16 protein-coding genes are annotated in these 16,983 nt (G+C 37.1%); all 16 read right to left on the reverse strand.

Annotation, left to right across the window (positions count from 1 at the left end):
- Positions 1-716: 716 nt before the first annotated feature.
- A complete protein-coding gene (locus tag AB1349_08765; protein MEW6557430.1) occupies positions 717-2,636 on the reverse strand; it encodes an aldehyde ferredoxin oxidoreductase family protein in 1,920 nt (639 codons plus the stop codon).
- Positions 2,637-2,639: 3 nt separating this feature from the next.
- Entirely contained in the window at positions 2,640-2,909 is a 270-nt protein-coding gene (locus AB1349_08770; protein ID MEW6557431.1) for a MoaD family protein, read from the reverse strand.
- Between the two features lie 68 nt (positions 2,910-2,977).
- Complete coding sequence (locus AB1349_08775) at positions 2,978-3,460, reverse strand: 4Fe-4S dicluster domain-containing protein (protein MEW6557432.1); 483 nt, start codon at positions 3,458-3,460, stop codon at positions 2,978-2,980.
- Positions 3,457-4,332: a HEAT repeat domain-containing protein gene (locus tag AB1349_08780; protein MEW6557433.1), complete on the reverse strand. Its 876-nt coding sequence runs from the start codon at positions 4,330-4,332 to the stop codon at positions 3,457-3,459. The genes AB1349_08775 and AB1349_08780 overlap by 4 nt, the downstream gene beginning before the upstream one ends.
- Before the next feature lie 12 nt (positions 4,333-4,344).
- A complete protein-coding gene (locus AB1349_08785) occupies positions 4,345-5,721 on the reverse strand; it encodes an 8-oxoguanine deaminase (GenBank protein ID MEW6557434.1) in 1,377 nt (458 codons plus the stop codon).
- 33 nt (positions 5,722-5,754) lie between these two features.
- Complete coding sequence (locus AB1349_08790; GenBank protein ID MEW6557435.1) at positions 5,755-7,404, reverse strand: tetratricopeptide repeat protein; 1,650 nt, start codon at positions 7,402-7,404, stop codon at positions 5,755-5,757.
- 32 nt (positions 7,405-7,436) lie between these two features.
- The gene (locus AB1349_08795) at positions 7,437-8,774 is read right to left on the reverse strand and encodes a hypothetical protein (protein MEW6557436.1); all 1,338 of its coding nucleotides are present in this window, start codon (positions 8,772-8,774) and stop codon (positions 7,437-7,439) included.
- Complete coding sequence (locus AB1349_08800) at positions 8,775-9,521, reverse strand: TonB family protein (GenBank protein MEW6557437.1); 747 nt, start codon at positions 9,519-9,521, stop codon at positions 8,775-8,777.
- On the reverse strand, positions 9,518-10,291 hold the full coding sequence (gene ybgF, locus AB1349_08805; protein ID MEW6557438.1) for a tol-pal system protein YbgF: 774 nt from the start codon (positions 10,289-10,291) through the stop codon (positions 9,518-9,520). The genes AB1349_08800 and ybgF overlap by 4 nt, the downstream gene beginning before the upstream one ends.
- A gap of 23 nt (positions 10,292-10,314) precedes the next feature.
- On the reverse strand, positions 10,315-10,857 hold the full coding sequence (gene pal, locus AB1349_08810) for a peptidoglycan-associated lipoprotein Pal (GenBank protein MEW6557439.1): 543 nt from the start codon (positions 10,855-10,857) through the stop codon (positions 10,315-10,317).
- Between the two features lie 36 nt (positions 10,858-10,893).
- Positions 10,894-11,226, reverse strand: a complete 333-nt coding sequence (locus AB1349_08815) for a hypothetical protein (GenBank protein ID MEW6557440.1) — start codon at positions 11,224-11,226, stop codon at positions 10,894-10,896.
- Between the two features lie 161 nt (positions 11,227-11,387).
- The gene (locus AB1349_08820; protein ID MEW6557441.1) at positions 11,388-12,455 is read right to left on the reverse strand and encodes a SpoIID/LytB domain-containing protein; all 1,068 of its coding nucleotides are present in this window, start codon (positions 12,453-12,455) and stop codon (positions 11,388-11,390) included.
- 248 nt (positions 12,456-12,703) lie between these two features.
- Positions 12,704-13,234 carry a hypothetical protein gene (locus AB1349_08825; GenBank protein MEW6557442.1) on the reverse strand — a complete coding sequence of 177 codons (531 nt, stop codon included), beginning with the start codon at positions 13,232-13,234 and terminating at the stop codon, positions 12,704-12,706.
- 161 nt (positions 13,235-13,395) lie between these two features.
- Positions 13,396-16,194 (reverse strand): excinuclease ABC subunit UvrA, encoded by a 2,799-nt coding sequence (gene uvrA, locus AB1349_08830; protein MEW6557443.1) that lies wholly within the window; start codon positions 16,192-16,194, stop codon positions 13,396-13,398.
- A gap of 284 nt (positions 16,195-16,478) precedes the next feature.
- Positions 16,479-16,712, reverse strand: coding sequence for a hypothetical protein (locus tag AB1349_08835; GenBank protein MEW6557444.1), 234 nt, complete (start codon positions 16,710-16,712; stop codon positions 16,479-16,481).
- A gap of 70 nt (positions 16,713-16,782) precedes the next feature.
- On the reverse strand, positions 16,783-16,983 hold a 201-nt coding region (locus tag AB1349_08840), incomplete at its 5' end, for a hypothetical protein (protein MEW6557445.1).

The following is a 16,983-nucleotide window of genomic DNA, read 5'->3' on the forward strand; positions in this document are numbered from 1 at the left end:
GGCTATTCTTTGCCGAAGACACTTCATTAACCATTTGTGGTCTATGGTATCAAAGAATTTTTCTATGTCCATATCCACAATATAGTTAATCGGTTTGGTCATAATCGTTTTGTCCACTTTATCCAGTTCGGACTTCCACCGACAAGAATTCAAGGAACTTTCTTGGCACACTCATCTTAAACCCTCCTGTTTAAGTTTTGCAGATAGTTCTCCTTTCCTTTGATTAACTGTTTTTGTGTTGTGCACTTTTAGTGTGAACTTTTAAGTTCGCTATGTAGCCGCGGGTTTTAACCTGCGGGATAAATCCTCGCCCCGTACAGAAATGATTTTCTAACGGGGCTCGCACTACAGTTTTGCACAATCATTTTAGCATGTTATCAAAGAAATATGAACCATCTGTTTTTTTCTACCTGTGTTGATACGCACATTAGAATTTTTATCCAGCGTTTAAATGCCTTCCATCACCTCCTGTTAACAGCAAATTCCAAATTCTAAGCACCAAACCACAAACATGTAGTCTTCCTGTGTTTTTAATTTTAACCTTTAACCTTTAACTTGATGTCTATGAATTTCAATCAATGACCACGAGGAAAGGCTAAAAATCTTATTATACCTGACTTCATACCCGACTTCAGTCGGCTAAAAAGCAACCCCCACTAAAGTGGGGATTAAGTTTCGTATTTTCGTGATTTCGTGGTAATGTTTTTACAATTTCATCATTCATCTTTTCTCAATTCTAATTCCTTCAATTTTTTGTCTGTGATTTTGCCAGTTTTTATATCCCATTCACGAAGTTTGTAATACTCATCAAGCATAATTTTAAGATTTGCAACCTGCCCTTTCCCGGGACCTTCAGGCATCGGCTCGTCAGTAAATCTTTTTGGTAATGTATCATCTTTTGCAGTCAATCCTTCTCTTAAATTAAACAGCCGTTTTGCATTTACTTGTCTTTCACCGATTTTTATTAACTCTTCAACAGATGCGAACATTTGTTCGCCTGTTACTAATGGTAAAACTTTTGCGAAATCATCAATCCAGAAAATCGGTGGCCAGCCACAGGTATACCAGCAGACAACCAATGCATCGCGAATTGCAAATACATCCTCTGTTGTTTTTACTGCGAATGCTTTATATTTTTCAGAATATGGATTACACAAGTCATTTAAGATTTTTTCTTTTTCTTTCGCTGATTTATTTTCTAAAAGTTTGTAGTATCTTTTTCCTGCTGCTTCTTTATAGCCTAACTGGTCAACTGTAACAAGCGAACGAAGATGGTCTGCACCGCGTGCACCAACTGCATGAGTCAACGCAACAGAGCGATGAGTCCTTCCATCCTGACCTGAAATTTCTTGACCCTTGACATGCATCGCATATTTTTCAGCACCTTTCCCAATTTTTTTTGCAGCACGTTTTACGCCTTCTGCGAGCAAATCGCCTATCCCATTCCGACGACAGATTTTTTCTACAAGTTTAACAACAGTATTTTTACTTCCCCACGAGCAATCAAGTCCATCACAATCCTTTTTTGAAACAATCCCTTTCTCGTAGCATTCATACAAAAATCCGATTACATTCCCACATGAAATCTGGTCAACACCGTATTTATTACACAAATCAGCAACATATAAAATCGTATCGTAATCATCAATCCCGAGATTAGAACCGAAAAATGCGGTGCCTTCATATTCAGGTCCTTCCGTCGTTAAATTCGGCTGATAGGGATTGTTTGGTGAGGTAATATAAACCTCTTTACATGCATTAGTGCAACCGAAACATGCACGAGGTCTGCCGTGAAATTCTTCTGCAAGCCGTTCTGCTGCGAGTTTTTCAGCACCTTCAAAAACACCCGTTGAATGATTTTTTGTCACAAACTCGCCAATTGCCTGTTTTGCAGAAACAAGCAGGTTGGTACCGTATTTGAACATATTTCGTGCCCGCGGGTCTGTTTGGATTCGTTGGTGTCCTTCTTTTGCAAGTTCAAAAAATTTTTCGTAATCGTGAATATCAACTCTGCCTGTACCACGAACAGTTATCGCTTTAAGATTTTTACTACCCCATACAGCACCAAGCCCGCTTCTACCAAATGCACGATGAAGATTGCTCATCACACAGGCATATCGGACAAGGTTTTCACCAGCAATTCCGATACACAAAACCTGTTTTTCTTTGTCATTTTTTTGAAGTTCAAGCGTTACTGTTTTTGTATCTTTGCCCCAGAGATTCTTCGCAGCATTCAGAGTGATATTTTCATCTTCTATTTCAATATACACAGGTTTTTCTGCTTTCCCTTCTATAATCATACAATCGTAACCAGCATATTTTAATTCAGCACCAAAGAACCCGCCTGAATTCGCTTCACCCCAGAAGCCCGTTAAAGGCGATTTCGCACCCATAGTGAATCTACCCGATGAAGGCCATAGTGTGCCAGTCAAAGGACCTGTTCCGATAATTATTTTATTTTTTTCACCAAGCGGGTTTTCGCCACCTTTAAGTTCTTTGTAAAGATAATATGCTGAAAATCCGTTGCCACCTATATAATTTCTGACGACAAAATCATCCAAAGGCTCTTTTGTAACTTTTCTGTTTGATAGATTCACTCTTAAAACGTTTCCACAATAACCCTTTTTGGCAAACATCTTCTAGCCTCCTGCAATTGGTGGGAATATGTGTAAAGTATCGCCATCTTTCAGTTTCTCTTTTGCGACTTTTTTATGGTCTATTGCTTTACCGTTATGCAAAAATATGTAATAATTTTTCAGTTTTTTGCCGTCATAGAGCTCATTCCTAAACGCTGCACCAAATTGTTTTTCCAATTTTTTTAATGCATCAGCAACATTGAGTGTTTCAAGTTCAATTTTTCCAGTTTTAAGTTTTTCTTTTAATGTTGTATAGACCTGCACGGTAATCATAAATACCTAAAAGGCGTTCATATGTTCTAATGTTCTTGAGTTAATGAACTAACGCCTCCTCCGCAATTTTATTTACTTACAATTAAGTTTAACAATTCGTGGATTTTTGATATTACTTCCCTTCTTTTTTTCAATTCCATTTTTGTTTCTTCAGTATAAACAATTGCTTCTGACGGACAAATTTTTACACATTCCGGCTCGCCGTCACACAGATCACATTTAATCGGTTTTTTTTCAGCATCATTCCAGAAAATTGCACCAAACGGACACGCAGAAACACACATCCGACAACCGATACACAGAGAAAAATCAACAATTTTTGCACCTGTTTGAGAATTAGCAGAAATTGCACCGACGGGACAGACAGCCATACAAGCAGGTTTCTCACATTGCTGGCAGATAACTGGCACATCACGCGAAATTTCGTCAAACTTAATACAGGAAATTGCAGAAAGCCCGCGTGAGTGCGTCTTAAAATGTTTCATAGCACATACTAGTTCGCAATCCAGACATCCAACACATTTTAATGCATCTACTGATAACCGTTTCATTTTGTTTCGTTGTGGTCTTCCTTTTCAGATTTTTTTACTCCACTCTCTTCCAATTTTGAGATTGTTTGTTCTATCAATTCAATTACTTCTGGGATTTCATCTTCAGTTACAAGTATTTTCTTGAGTGGTTCAATTGTAGATTTATCACCAATTTCGCCAAGTGCCTTTATTGTTTCAACTTTAACTTTTAGATTAACATCAGAAAGATTCTTTATTAAATTCGGGATTGCTGACTTTAATTTGAGTGAAGCTGCCTGTTGAATTGCGAGAATCCGCACACCTTCCGCCTCGTCATTTATGCAACTGATAACTGCTGATGAGATTTTAATATCATCCTTAAAGGAAAATAATGCTTTAAGTCCAGTGATTCTTATAACAGGTCTACCATCAGAAAGAAGTTTCAGGAGACCATCAATTGCTGATGGGTCGTTTAATTTACCGAGCGAACTGGCGCTATCAATAATCATTCCACCATCAGTATCATTAAGCGCTTTTATGAGGTGTGGAACTGCTTTTTTATCACCAATCTCGCCGAGTGCAATTGCTGCACATCTACGAACTTCGGTATTATTATCTTTAAGCAAATTGATTAACGGCACAACTGCTTTTTTATTCTTTTCAGTACCCAGAGTTATTGCTGCGTTTCTGCGGATTATCCAATTTTTATCTTTAAGTTTTTCAATATTTGCTGATGTATCAGGTTTTGTAGTCGCAGTTGATTTTTTTGTTTCATATTTAGGTGATGCTTTTGTGGTTGCATTTTTTTTTGTTTCGGCATAAAGACAGCAAGTGAGCGAGTAAGCAAGTAAGCAAGTAAGTAAAACCAAACCATTAATTTTAACCTTTAACCTTTTACCTTTAATTTTGAACATCACACGCCTCCGTTAACCAACCATTTTTCTGGCAAGTTTATTTGCTTTTTGATAGAGTAGATTTTCGTCAATATTCATAAGTTTGCCATTTTTAACAACTATTTTACCGTTAACAATCACTGTATCGGCAATATCCGAATCTCCGCAAAAAAGTAAAGATGCCAGAATATCATGTATCCCGCCGGCGTATCCGATTTTTTCTACATCAAACAGAACAATATCGGCAGATTTAGCAACCTCTATTGAACCGATATCGTCTCTGCCTAAAACTTTTGCACCACCGCGAGTCGCCAACCACAAAATATCTTCGGCAGATATTGATTTTACACCGGATTTCAGACGCTGAACCATATGACATGTTTTAAGTTCTCTCAACATATTTGAAGAATCATTTGATGCAGACCCATCAACTGCGAGTGATACAGGAACATTAGCGTCAATCATTTTTCCAACAGATGCGATACCGCTACACAGCCGAAGGTTAGAAACCGGGCAGTGTGCAACACCTGTTTCTGTTTTGCCTAATAATTTTATTTCAGTATCGTTAAGATGAATGCAGTGTGCGAACCATACATCCTGTCCAAGCCAGCCGACTTGTTCCATATATGCCAGCGGTCTCAAATTATGTGTTTCAATACAGAACTGCTCTTCGTCAATTGTTTCTGCGATGTGCGTATGGCAGTGCACTTTTTTTTGTCGTGCGAGTTTTACCGTTTCTGTTAACAAGTCAGTAGTAACCGAAAAAGGTGAACAAGGTGAAAGCGCTATCTGACACATAGAAAATTTTTCCGGATTATGATATTTATCAATCAGGCGCTCGGAATCTTTCAGAATCTCATCTTCCGTCTGAACAACATCGTCTGGTGGAAGCCCGCCTTTTGATTGACCTCTGGACATTGAGCCGCGAGCAGGATGGAATCTTATCCCGATTTGTTGTGCAGCTTTAATTTCAAAATCCAGCAAATCTTTCGGCTGGTTTTTAGGATAAATATAAAACTGGTCTGACGATGTAGTACAACCCGTCAATAAAAGTTCACCCAAGCCAACGAGTGCGGCTGTATAAACCGCATCAGGCGTTATATTTCGCCAGACGGTATAAAGATATTTTATCCAGTCAAACAGTTCTGCATTTTGGACTTTTGGGATATTTCTGTAGAGTGTTTGATAAAGATGATGGTGGGTATTGACAAATCCTGGCAGGACAATACATTTAGAAGCGTCAATAATAGTGCAGGTAGAGGGTAGAGGGTAGAGGGTAGAGGGTAACTGCTTGCCGACGAATTTAATTTCGTTGTCTTCAATATAGATATTACCATTAGGAATTTTTGTTTTTTTGTTATCCATTTGGACAATAAGTTTTGCATTCTTGATTAGAATATTTTTTTTCATTCTTGTTCTTATGTTCTCGCTAACGTGGGAATGTTATTTCTTATTTATCTCCTGTAGTCTTTCAGTTGATTTTTTTGCCCATTCGGTATTGGCGTACTTTTTTTTCACAATTTCATAATTCTGTTTTGCCTCTTTTACATAACCAATCTCTTCGGATGCCCTCGCGGACATAAAATGCGATTCCGCAACAAGTTCTGAGTCGTTAAACAAATACACTACTTTTAAGTATTCGCGGGCTGCTTCTTTATACTTTTTCTGTATAAAGAAACAATCCGCTGCTTTTTTCTGTGCTAATGCGCCCACATCGTCTTCTATGCCATAATCAACCGAGCCATTTTTCTGGATATTTTTATTTTTTGATATTGTAGCAGCAAGTTCGTAATTTTCAATTGCTGCGAAATAATCGCCAGCCCGTTCCAAATCAACCCCACGCTGTAAATACATTTTCGCAGCTGCGAGTGATTTAGGATACCGATACAGGATTTCAGCAAAATACTTTTCAGCGGTAATAGTATCACTGATTTTTTGGTATGCAAGTGCGCAATTATATCTCAACATCGCTATAATTTCAGTATCACTTATCTCAGCCATTAGCCCTTTTTCATAATTACTAATTGCATTCTGGTAATCGCCTGAATCCAGATAATAATTACCGATATAAAGTATGGCTTCTATATTGTTTTTGTTTAGCGGATATGTAGCGATAAATTTTTGGAATGAATTGGCGGCATCCGTCTTAGCACCCTGCTTATAGAGTGTTTTGGAATACATAAAACTGGCATCTTCTAAAAGTTCACTTTCTGGAAAGTTTATGACAATTTGTTCAAAATAATTTGCTGCTTTTTCGTATTTTTTCTTTTTATAAAAATAGCTCGCAACCCGATATGTAATTTCTGGCGACAATTTTGATTTTGGATATTTTTCTACAAATTGCACATAGATAGAAATAGCATCATATACAGAACCTTCTGAATCATATGTTCTGCCAATATTATAAAGTGCAAACTCTGCCTGTGGGCTATCAGGATATTTTGTTAGAACCTTTCTATATGAATTTCTTGCCTGTTTATACTTTTTCAATGGAAGGTTGTAATAACAATCACCGAGCCGAAGCCAGCCTTCAGCAGCATAATTTGATTTAGGATAATTCTGAACAAGCGCAGTAAATGAGACAGCTGCTTTTCTGAAATTTTTATTCTTAAAATGCAGCATCCCAAGCCAGTACTGTGCATCGTCTGTTATTCTGGTATCCGGATATTTTTTTATATAATTCAAGAAATGTGCTCGTGCAGTTTCGTAGTTATTCTTTTTGTAATACACCAGCCCGATACCCAATTTTGCTTTTAGTGATTCATTAGTATTAGGAAATTTTTCTATTATCCGCCGGTATTCTTTAAGTGCTGAATCTAACTCTAAAAGTTCAGAAAGCGCATCCGCTTTGGTGAGATATGCTTTACGCAGAATATTTTTATCACCACCTTCACCACCCTTATCCCTTTTATTTCCCCCTTTTGTCGCAGTTGAAATTACCAAATCAAACAACTCAATTGCGGATTTGTAGTTGCCATCCTGGAATTGTTTTAGTGCTGAATTATACAGTTCGTCAAGTGATGACTGGGCATAAAGATAAGTAACGAGTATGAAATAAGCGGCGAGAAGCAAGAAACAACGATTATCCTTCATAGATAATGATTATACAAAATTAACAAGAAAAGTCAAGGTGACCAGACAGGATTTGTAGAATCACGCGAAATTGTGAGAAGCGGTTTCTGTGCTTCTCCGTTAGCGAGCATCGTGAACAGTTCAGCACGGCCGTGACGCGTAGATACAAATACAATATGTCTGCCATCCGGCGAGAAAGACGGCTCTTCATTAGAGCCGGCATTTCGGGTAAGCTGGTATTCTTTCTGTGTTGCTATATCGTATAGCAATATATTAAAGACGGAACCGGCTCGTCGGGTAAATACAATTTTGTCGCCAATTGGCGACCAGCAAGGTGAGCCGTTGTAGCCGGTATAAGTAATTTTTCTCAAATTGGTGCCGTCAATATCCATAATATAGAGTTGTGGATTCCCCTGCAGACCTCGTTCGGAAACGAATACAAACTCTTTAGAATTTGGCGAAAACGAAGCGGAAGTATCAACACCTTTTGAGTAGGTGAGCCGTCTGACCAATTTTTTTGCATCTGTAAAAAGATAAAGTTCAGGGTCGCCATCTTTAGAAAGTGTCGCAATAATATACTGACCATCAGGCGAGACGGAGCCCACTATGTTTATACCCTGATAAGTCAAAAACGGGCTTGATTTTCTTTTCTCAAAATCGTATCTGAACACATCGGGATTCCCGTCTTTATATGTTGTATAAAACAGGTATCTGGCATCATTAGAAAACTTCGGCAGAATTGAGATTGATTTATGATAAGTCAGTCGTGTCAGATTTTTACCATCATAATCCACACACCATATTTCTTTACTGCCTGAAAGCGTGTTAGAGAATGCGATTTTAGACGCTAATTTTATCTGCTGACCTGTGAGTAGTTTTATTATATCCTCAGCAAAATTATGCGCAATTTTTCTGGTTTCATCCTCGCTGAATTTGTAATCCCGGTCAAACATTTTTTTGCAAGATGCGACATCCCAGCAATATCCAGAAAGTATAAGCCGGTTTGATTTAAATTTGGTTTCAAATTTTACGATTGTATCCAGTCCATTAGCGATTGCAATATCGCGGTCTTTTTTAGGGAAATCAAATTTTTTCTTAAGTATCTGGTCTGCAGGTAATGTTATTATATTAAAAATTCCGGAATACGATAAGTCGTCTGACACAATCTGTAAAATGTCTGATGAGACCTTTGAAACTCCACCCACACTATCATCATCTAAAGGCATCAGCGAGATATTCAATCGTCGTCCACCGGATTTAAGTTCAAGATAAATATCTACAGCAGGTAGAAAGGTAGAAAGGTAGAAGGGTAGAAAGGTAGAAAGTAAAATCCACTTCCAAGTTCTGCGTCTGTTCCGCGTTTTGTTCTGCGTTTGTTTCGCGCTTTTCATTTAACTGCCTGAAAGTTCAAACATAAAATATACACCGAGCGAACTGTCCGGAAAGCCCACTGGTAATGGTGGGAACGGTGACGAATTTGTAATCGCTCTTATTGCAGAACGGTCTATATATGAGACACCTGCTGATTCTTTTATTGTCAGATTTTCTATTTTACCATTTTTCAAGATTCTAAAATAAACAAGCACTTTTTTTACACCTGCAGAAGTGTAAGGCGCTGGATTCCAATTCTGTGCTACTTTGTTTCTTAAAATATTTACATAGCCAATATACGGGAAATTGCCGACATCAACACCTAGTCCACCTCCCACTCCACCGCCTATACCACTACCGAAACCACTGCCTGTGCCTGTACCACTGCCTGAGCCTGTCCCCTTTCCACCTGTTCCCTTTCCTGTCGGTTTTTCCCATTTCAGAATATCTTTTTTGTTCAGTTTTGTAGTTTTAGTCATTACCTTACTTGCTACAATATCGCCTGACTTTACAACATCAGCACTTTTTTTTGTTTCTGCAGGCTGGACTATTTTCTCGGCAGAAATAGTATCGCCAGCGCCACCTTCCCCTGTTCCACCTATATCTCCACCACCCACACCACCGCCACCACCAATGCTACCGCCAATCACCTGTATTGGGATATAATATATTTTTGAGGAAGTTGGTTTAGCAAAAAAAGAGATACATAAAAAAAACAAAAAATGGAGTGAAACCGAAACAACAAAACTGAATTTTATATCGGTCATTTTGGTTTTTTAGGTGGGGCGAGATATTCCTTTGCCGGTCGGGCTTCAGGTGTTTTAGGATGATTTTTTACAATATCTTCAAAAACTTTAATCGCTTCTGATTCCTGTTTCAGTTTCAGCAGTGCATATGCTTTTTTTAATTTCGCAGTTGCAATTTTTTCTACTTTGGGATACGAAGTAATCAATGTATTAAAATTTTGTACTGCTTTCTCATAATCATCTTTATTATAATAACATACCCCTATCCAGAATTGTGCATTCGGAGTCAATGTCCCGTTCGGATACTGTTGTATGTATTCCTGAAAACCAGCAATCGCTAAATCATAATTTTTCATTGTGTAGTCGGTATATGCAGCACCGTAGATTTGTGTTGGCGTGGGTTTGGTCTCTTCAATCTTTTTGGTTACTACTTCCGAGAGCAGTTTCAGTTTATTAGTAAAATCAACATTTGTATCTTCCAACTTCTGCCCGAATACTACAAACTTTTCGTTTGTCTCGCCAATCCGTTCAAAAAGCGATTTGATATTTGAGTTCAGGTCTTCCATCTGGACTGACAGGTCTGCTTGATTTTTTTGCATATCAGAAAGCTGGTTTTGCAGGTTGGTTATTTCGGTTTGGAGTGAAGTGATTTTTGTCTGAAGTGTAATAACATCTTTCTGGGTTGCAATACAACCAGAAAAAAACAGGTAAAAGGTAGAAGGTAGAAGGTAGAAGGTTAAAATATTTTGCCATAATTTTGATTTTAACTTTTTACTTTTAACCTGCCCCATTTTAACCTTTAACCTTTAACCTTTTATTTTTCTGTTTCCGGGATTCTACCAAGCATTTCAGCACGCCGATTTTTTGACCACGCATTCTCGTCATGCCCGAAATCTACCGGTTTTTCTTCACCATATGAAATCGTAGCAATCCGGTTACCTTTTATACCAAGTTTAAGCAGATAACTTCGGACTGCTTTTGCTCGGCGGTCACCAAGCGCTAAATTGTAATCAATAGTGCCGCGCTCATCACAATGCCCTTCTACAACAATCTCTACATCATTGTTTTCTTTAAGCCATTTTGCATTTTTGGATAGCGTTTCTCTCGCATCTGCTCTTAATCTTGCATCGTCATAATCAAAATAGACCGTCTCAAGTTGTGGCACTTTTCTGTACTCTTTACCTCGTAAAGACGGCTCTTCCGCAGGCACAGGCTCTATCACTTCCGGCGGTTTCACCGGTTCTATCGGTTTAACAACCGGTTTTTTAGCGCATCCGAAAAAGATAGAAAGTAGCGAGTAGCAGGTCGCAAGTAGCAAAAACCAATTCCAACTTTTTACTTCCCTTTTAACTTGCATTTCCACCTCCTAAATTTTGACATTTTTTTAACCATTTTAGGTTGCCCCTTGTTGAATTAGTGTTCCAAAACCTTTTTCTAACGCTTTCATCACTTCTTCATGTCGCTTTTCACTCATTTTCAATAATTCAACTATTTCCATGTGTTGCTGCTTTAATGTTTCTATTACATCCCTGTGTCGCTGCTCTGCTCTTTCATCCATCTTTAATGTCCTTTCATCCATCTTTAATGTCCTTTCATCCATCTTTAATATCCTTTCATCCATCTTTGAAAAAAGTTCCTTTAACAGTCCTCTTGTTGCTCTGCCATTATACCAAGCATAAACCGTAAACATCAATGCAATTATTGTAATTGCTGTTAATGTGTCCATATCTCCCCCTTTTTTGACGGCAATTAAAAATTAAAAGTAGCCGTGAACTTTCAGTTCACGATTTACTTTACCACGATTACGACTTTCGTGGTAAAGTAACTGCTGGGGTTTTTTAACAAGTTCATTATAAGAAATTTTCTTATTTTTGTCAACAAAAATCTTTAATACCCTAATTTTTTAATATAAGTGTCCTTGTAGTATCTTTTTAATATCTCGTGATATTTGTAGCCCTTTTCTGCCATCCCAGCAGCGCCTGATTGACACAATCCGACAGCGTGTCCCCAGCCGGCACCCCAGAATATAAAATACTCCGGTAGCCCGTTTTTTTTACCATAGCAATCAACTATAAAATTTGTAGACCGCAGCCGACCTAACACAATCTGGCGAATAAGGTTTTCTTTTTCAATTTCAATTTTGTTATTTGTCCCTTCTATAACTAAATGGTTTATATGTCCGGAAGCCGACCGTTTGATTGGAATTATTTTTTTGATACTGCCGGGATTGTAAGTTTGGTTGAGTTGTTCAGTTAATTCTTCCTGTGAAACAACCCGTATCCATCTGCTTTCTGCATAGTATGTATATTTTGATGGTGCACAGAATATTTCTGGCGGATGCTTAATCCATTTATCAAAATGAACTAAATCAGTTGGGAATCTAATTTCTGCATCAATAACACCTTGTAAATATGCTTCATCACTCCAGCCATTGAGTTCTTTTGAGGATTGGGTATGTCCTGAACAATTTGAAGAATAAAGCGTGTGTGCGATTTTACCGTTATATTCCAGAATCTCGCTTCGGGTATTATCAACCGCTTTTTTTGTTGATGATGTTTCTTGTTTCACACCTTTATAAACCTGACAGTGCTGGTCATCACACAAATCAAAATTATCTTTTTTATGTGGTTTAGAAATATTTTTTTTATAAAGTGCCTCGCTTCTCGCGATAACTGCCTGAGATTTTAACGCCTCTTCAGGCCAGGAGGAAATCATTTCAGACGGCAAAACAGAATAAAGATACTCTTCAATATTGACGATATTTATCAACGAGAAACCAACTGACGATACTGAAACCTCAAAGAAACCGCGATATTCTCTATCTGAAACGCCCGCCCACGCAAACCCTTGAGCATATTTTATATCCTGAATAATCAAGGTAGAATTCTTTTGGTTGGGTTTAATAATAACTTTTGCTGATTTAAAAATATTAGATGGGACTGAATAGCGATTCAATATAAAAATCTCTTTTGGCTTTATATAAAATACTTTTTTGCCATCTGTAAGGATTTCAGCACCTTTTTCAGCCCACAGTTTTATCTCTTCAACATTTTTTAATAGCCCTATTCGTAGAACCGGTATTGTTTCAGGTTTAGCAGCGGGTAAAACAATACTCCCTTCTGAAATTCTTTTTGGTGGACTAATTTCTTCCGGTTTTTTGGTAATAAGTGCTAAAAGTGTTTGTTTGTTTATTTGTGCTTCTTTTAATGTGGGTTTATATTTAAGAGTGTTGTATATTCTTTGAACGAGTTGTCATATTGTTTTACAGTATAATAGAGTCGGGCAAGTTTTATTCTGGCTTCAATAAAATTGTAATCCAGTTTGAGCGTATTTTTATAATGCTTTATAGCTTCATCAAATTTTTGTTGATTATTTCTAATCTCGCCAAGAAAAAATTCTGCTGCTGCACAGTTTTTATTAATATCTAAACATTTTGTAAAATACAGGTAGGCATTCTCGTAGTGTTTTGCAAAAAAATCTGAAAGCCCAAGCCCAAATAGGATTTCATAATTGTTTTGGTGGCTGATTTTTAAGAAAACTTTTGACGCTTTAGCATACTTTCCAAGTTTAAGATATGTCCAGCCAAGATGTTTTAGAACTTGATGTGTTTGTGGTAATTTTTTGAGAATTTTTAGTGATTTCTTGTAATCTAATTTTTGGCTTTCCAAAATAGCATCGTTTAGTGTTTGGGGATACAGCAGGTAAGGATTCAAGATAAAAATTAAAAGGAACATATGCCACAGAATTCCACAGAATTTCACAGAAGTACACTGAAATATTTTTAAATCTAAATTCTGTGTTTTTCTGTGTGATTCTGTGGCTTGTTTGAAATTCCGATACTGCCAGATTACTGAAATTCGCATTATTTGTCGTCGGCAGTTATAGAACAAATGTTCTATAACTTATCTTTTAGATATTTTGCAGTATAAGACTTCTTGTTATCCAAAATCCCGTCAGTTTTGCCTTGATATACAACCTCACCGCCTTTATCACCACCTTCGGGTCCCAAATCAATTATCCAGTCGGCTGTTTTTATAACATCCAGATTATGCTCAATAACAATAACTGTATTGCCGGCATCTACAAGCCGATGCAAGACATCTAACAGTTTATGGATATCTGCAAAATGAAGCCCTGTTGTAGGCTCATCTAAAATATAAACCGTCTTGCCAGTTGCACGTTTGGTCAGTTCTGCTGATAGTTTTACACGCTGCGCCTCACCACCTGAAAGCGTTGTTGCCGGCTGACCTATCTTTATATAACCAAGCCCAACATCAACAAGTGTCTGTAAAATTTTTTTAATCTGTGGGATATTTTCAAAAAATTTTAGCCCTTCATCAACCGACATATTCAGGATATCAGAAATGTTTTTCCCTTTGTATTTTACAGAAAGTGTTTCGTCGTTAAATCTTGCACCTTTACAAATTTCACACCTTACATAAACATTGGGTAGGAATTGCATCTCTATTTTTTTTGTGCCATCTCCTTCACATACCTCGCATCTACCGCCTTTTACATTAAACGAAAACCTGCCCGGTGTATAGCCTTTCATTTTAGAAAGTGGCAGTTGACTGAATAACTTTCTAATTGGTGTAAAAACACCGGTATAGGTTGCCGGATTACTCCGTGGTGTTCTGCCAATTGGTGACTGGTCAACAATAATTACTTTATCAATATTTTCACAGCCGATAATTTTTTTGTATCTACCTGGAATCTCTTTTGAGTTATAAATTTTTTGTGCGAGCACTTTATACAGCGTCTCGTAAATAAGTGTGGATTTACCACTACCTGAAACACCTGTTACAACTACGAAATTACCAAGCGGGATTTTAACATTTATATTTTTAAGATTGAATTGTGCAGCACCTTTTATTTCTAAAAATTTTTTTGTTTTACGTTGAGATTTTTCAGGTATTGGAATTTTTAATTTGCCGTTAAGATACTGGGCAGTTAATGATTTCTTATTATAGAGCAATTGCTCTATATTACCGACGAAAACAATCTCACCACCTGCCTCTCCAGCACCGGGACCTAAATCAACCACATAATCTGCACTTTTGATTGTTGCCTCGTCATGTTCAACAACAATCAAGGTATTACCAAGATTTCTTAAACTAAAAAGCGTATCTAAAAGCCGCTGGTTATCCCGCTGGTGAAGTCCAATAGTTGGCTCGTCTAAAACATACAAAACACCAACAAGCCCTGAACCAATCTGTGTTGCCAGATGTATTCGCTGTGCCTCACCTCCAGCAAGTGTAGATGATTCTCGGTCAAGCGTTATATAATCAAGCCCAACATCTGTAAGAAACGAAAGCCGCGAGTTTATTTCTTTAATAATTTCTTTAGCGATATATCTTTGAGTATCCGTTAAATTAAGATTTCTGAAAAAAAGTACTGCATCTTTTACGGAGAGTTCTGTAATCTCCGATATGTTCTTACCGCCGATTGTAACTGATAGTGCTTCTTTTTTAAGTCGTTTGCCAAGGCATTTATCACACGTTTTTGTCCGCATATATTTTGTAAAAATTTCTTCACGAACATATTCTGATTCTGTTTCTTTATAGCGCCTTTCAAGATTCCCAATGACACCTTCAAATTGCTCATCACCATATAAAACTATATTTTGTATCTCTTTAGTCAATTTTTTGAATGGTGTATCTAATGAAAAATGGTATCTGCTTGCAATATCTTCCAAAAGCTCAAAATAATAATTTGACCATGCACCTGTCCATCTATGTCTCCGTGTTGTTATTGGTTTTGCCCATGGAAGTAATGCACCGTCATAAATTGATAAATTCTTATCAGGCACAATAAGGTCTTCATCAACTTCTATTTTTGTACCAAGCCCATCGCATTCACAACAAGCACCGTAAGGAGCATTGAATGAAAAAAAACGGGGTGAAATCTCAGGAATACTTATCTTGCAATTTGTACAGGCGTGATGCTCACTGAAAAGATGCGAGATAGGAGATGGGAGATGGGAGATAATTTCTACAAGTCCGTTTGAAAGTTTGAGGGCAGTCTCAATTGATTCTGCAAGTCGTGACTTTATCTCAGTAGATATACCAACTCTATCAATAACAACTGAAATATCATGTTTTTTGTATTTTTCTAATTTGGGCGGTTTTTCTAATTCATAGATTTTACCGTCAATTTTTGCTCTGATAAAACCTTTCTGTAGAAGTGTTCTAAAAAGTTCTTTATACTCGCCTTTCCTACCTTGAACAACAGGTGATAAAATAACGATTTTTGTTCCTGCTGACTGGCTTAGTAACTCCTCAACAATCTCTTGTGCAGATTGTGGCTTGATTTCTTTACCACATTCAGGACAGTGCGGGATACCGATACGGGCAAAAAGCAACCGCAGATAATCGTAAATCTCTGTGACGGTAGCGACGGTAGAACGCGGATTTCTTGAAACCGCTTTCTGCTGAATCGCAATCGCAGGTGAAAGCCCGATAATATGGTCAACATCCGGTTTCTCCATCTGCTCTAAGAACTGTCTCGCATATGCAGAAAGCGATTCTACATAACGGCGCTGACCTTCTGCATAAATTGTATCAAACGCAAGTGATGATTTTCCGCTACCTGAAAGACCTGTAATAACAACAAGTTTATTTCTTGGAATTTCAAGTGTTATATTTTTAAGATTGTGTTCTCTTGCACCTTTAATAATAATTTTATCAGAGTTCATAATTTCTTAAAATCTTCAAAAATAATTTGACATTTCTGACATTCTGTCAAGCCATCCTGTTGTTCATAACCACAATTTGGACATTTCATAAATTTCTCACTTGCTCATTTAGCTAAATGAGCAACTATTACCGAAATAATTTTTACGAAGATATTGAAAGAAATAAAACAACAAAGTATCTTTTAACCATAGAATTCTCTACACAACCTTATTTTGTCTTTTTAATTATCAGATGTTCTTCAGAACCAAATCTCTCCATAATATAATGATAAATCCACACACTTTTAATTTTCAAATTCTTCAATTTTTTTCTCGTCTGGCTTGATTTCAAAATGGAAACCCAGTTCATGAGATAAACCACCAAGAGATTTGCATGAAAAATAGTAATAACCATCCTTTACTTTTTTTAATCCATAATCTTCAAGAAGATTTATCAAGCCCTGTTCATCAATTTCCCAGGGGACAAAAACATTTGGTTTATCAATCTGAAAACCTTCGTTTATATTCATTTTAGACATAATTTTTTATATTGCTTTCTCAATAATTTCTGCCAGTTTTGTAGGAACAGTGTAGCTATTTTTTCGTATTCTAATCAATTTTTCTTATTCTGTTTTCAAATATGTTATTTAATACTTTGTAAATCTTTTCTTTATCTTTATCTGATCGACCTGAAAAACGGCTATAAACACTGTTTTTTTGATACGGCTCGTCGGAACCACTATAAAATATATTTGCAAATTCATTCAAATCAAAGGTTTGACCTTTGAAATTGCTCTTTGAATTTTGAAA

It is taken from the genome of Elusimicrobiota bacterium, from assembly GCA_040757695.1.
Taxonomy (GTDB): Bacteria; Elusimicrobiota; UBA8919; order UBA8919; family UBA8919; genus JBFLWK01.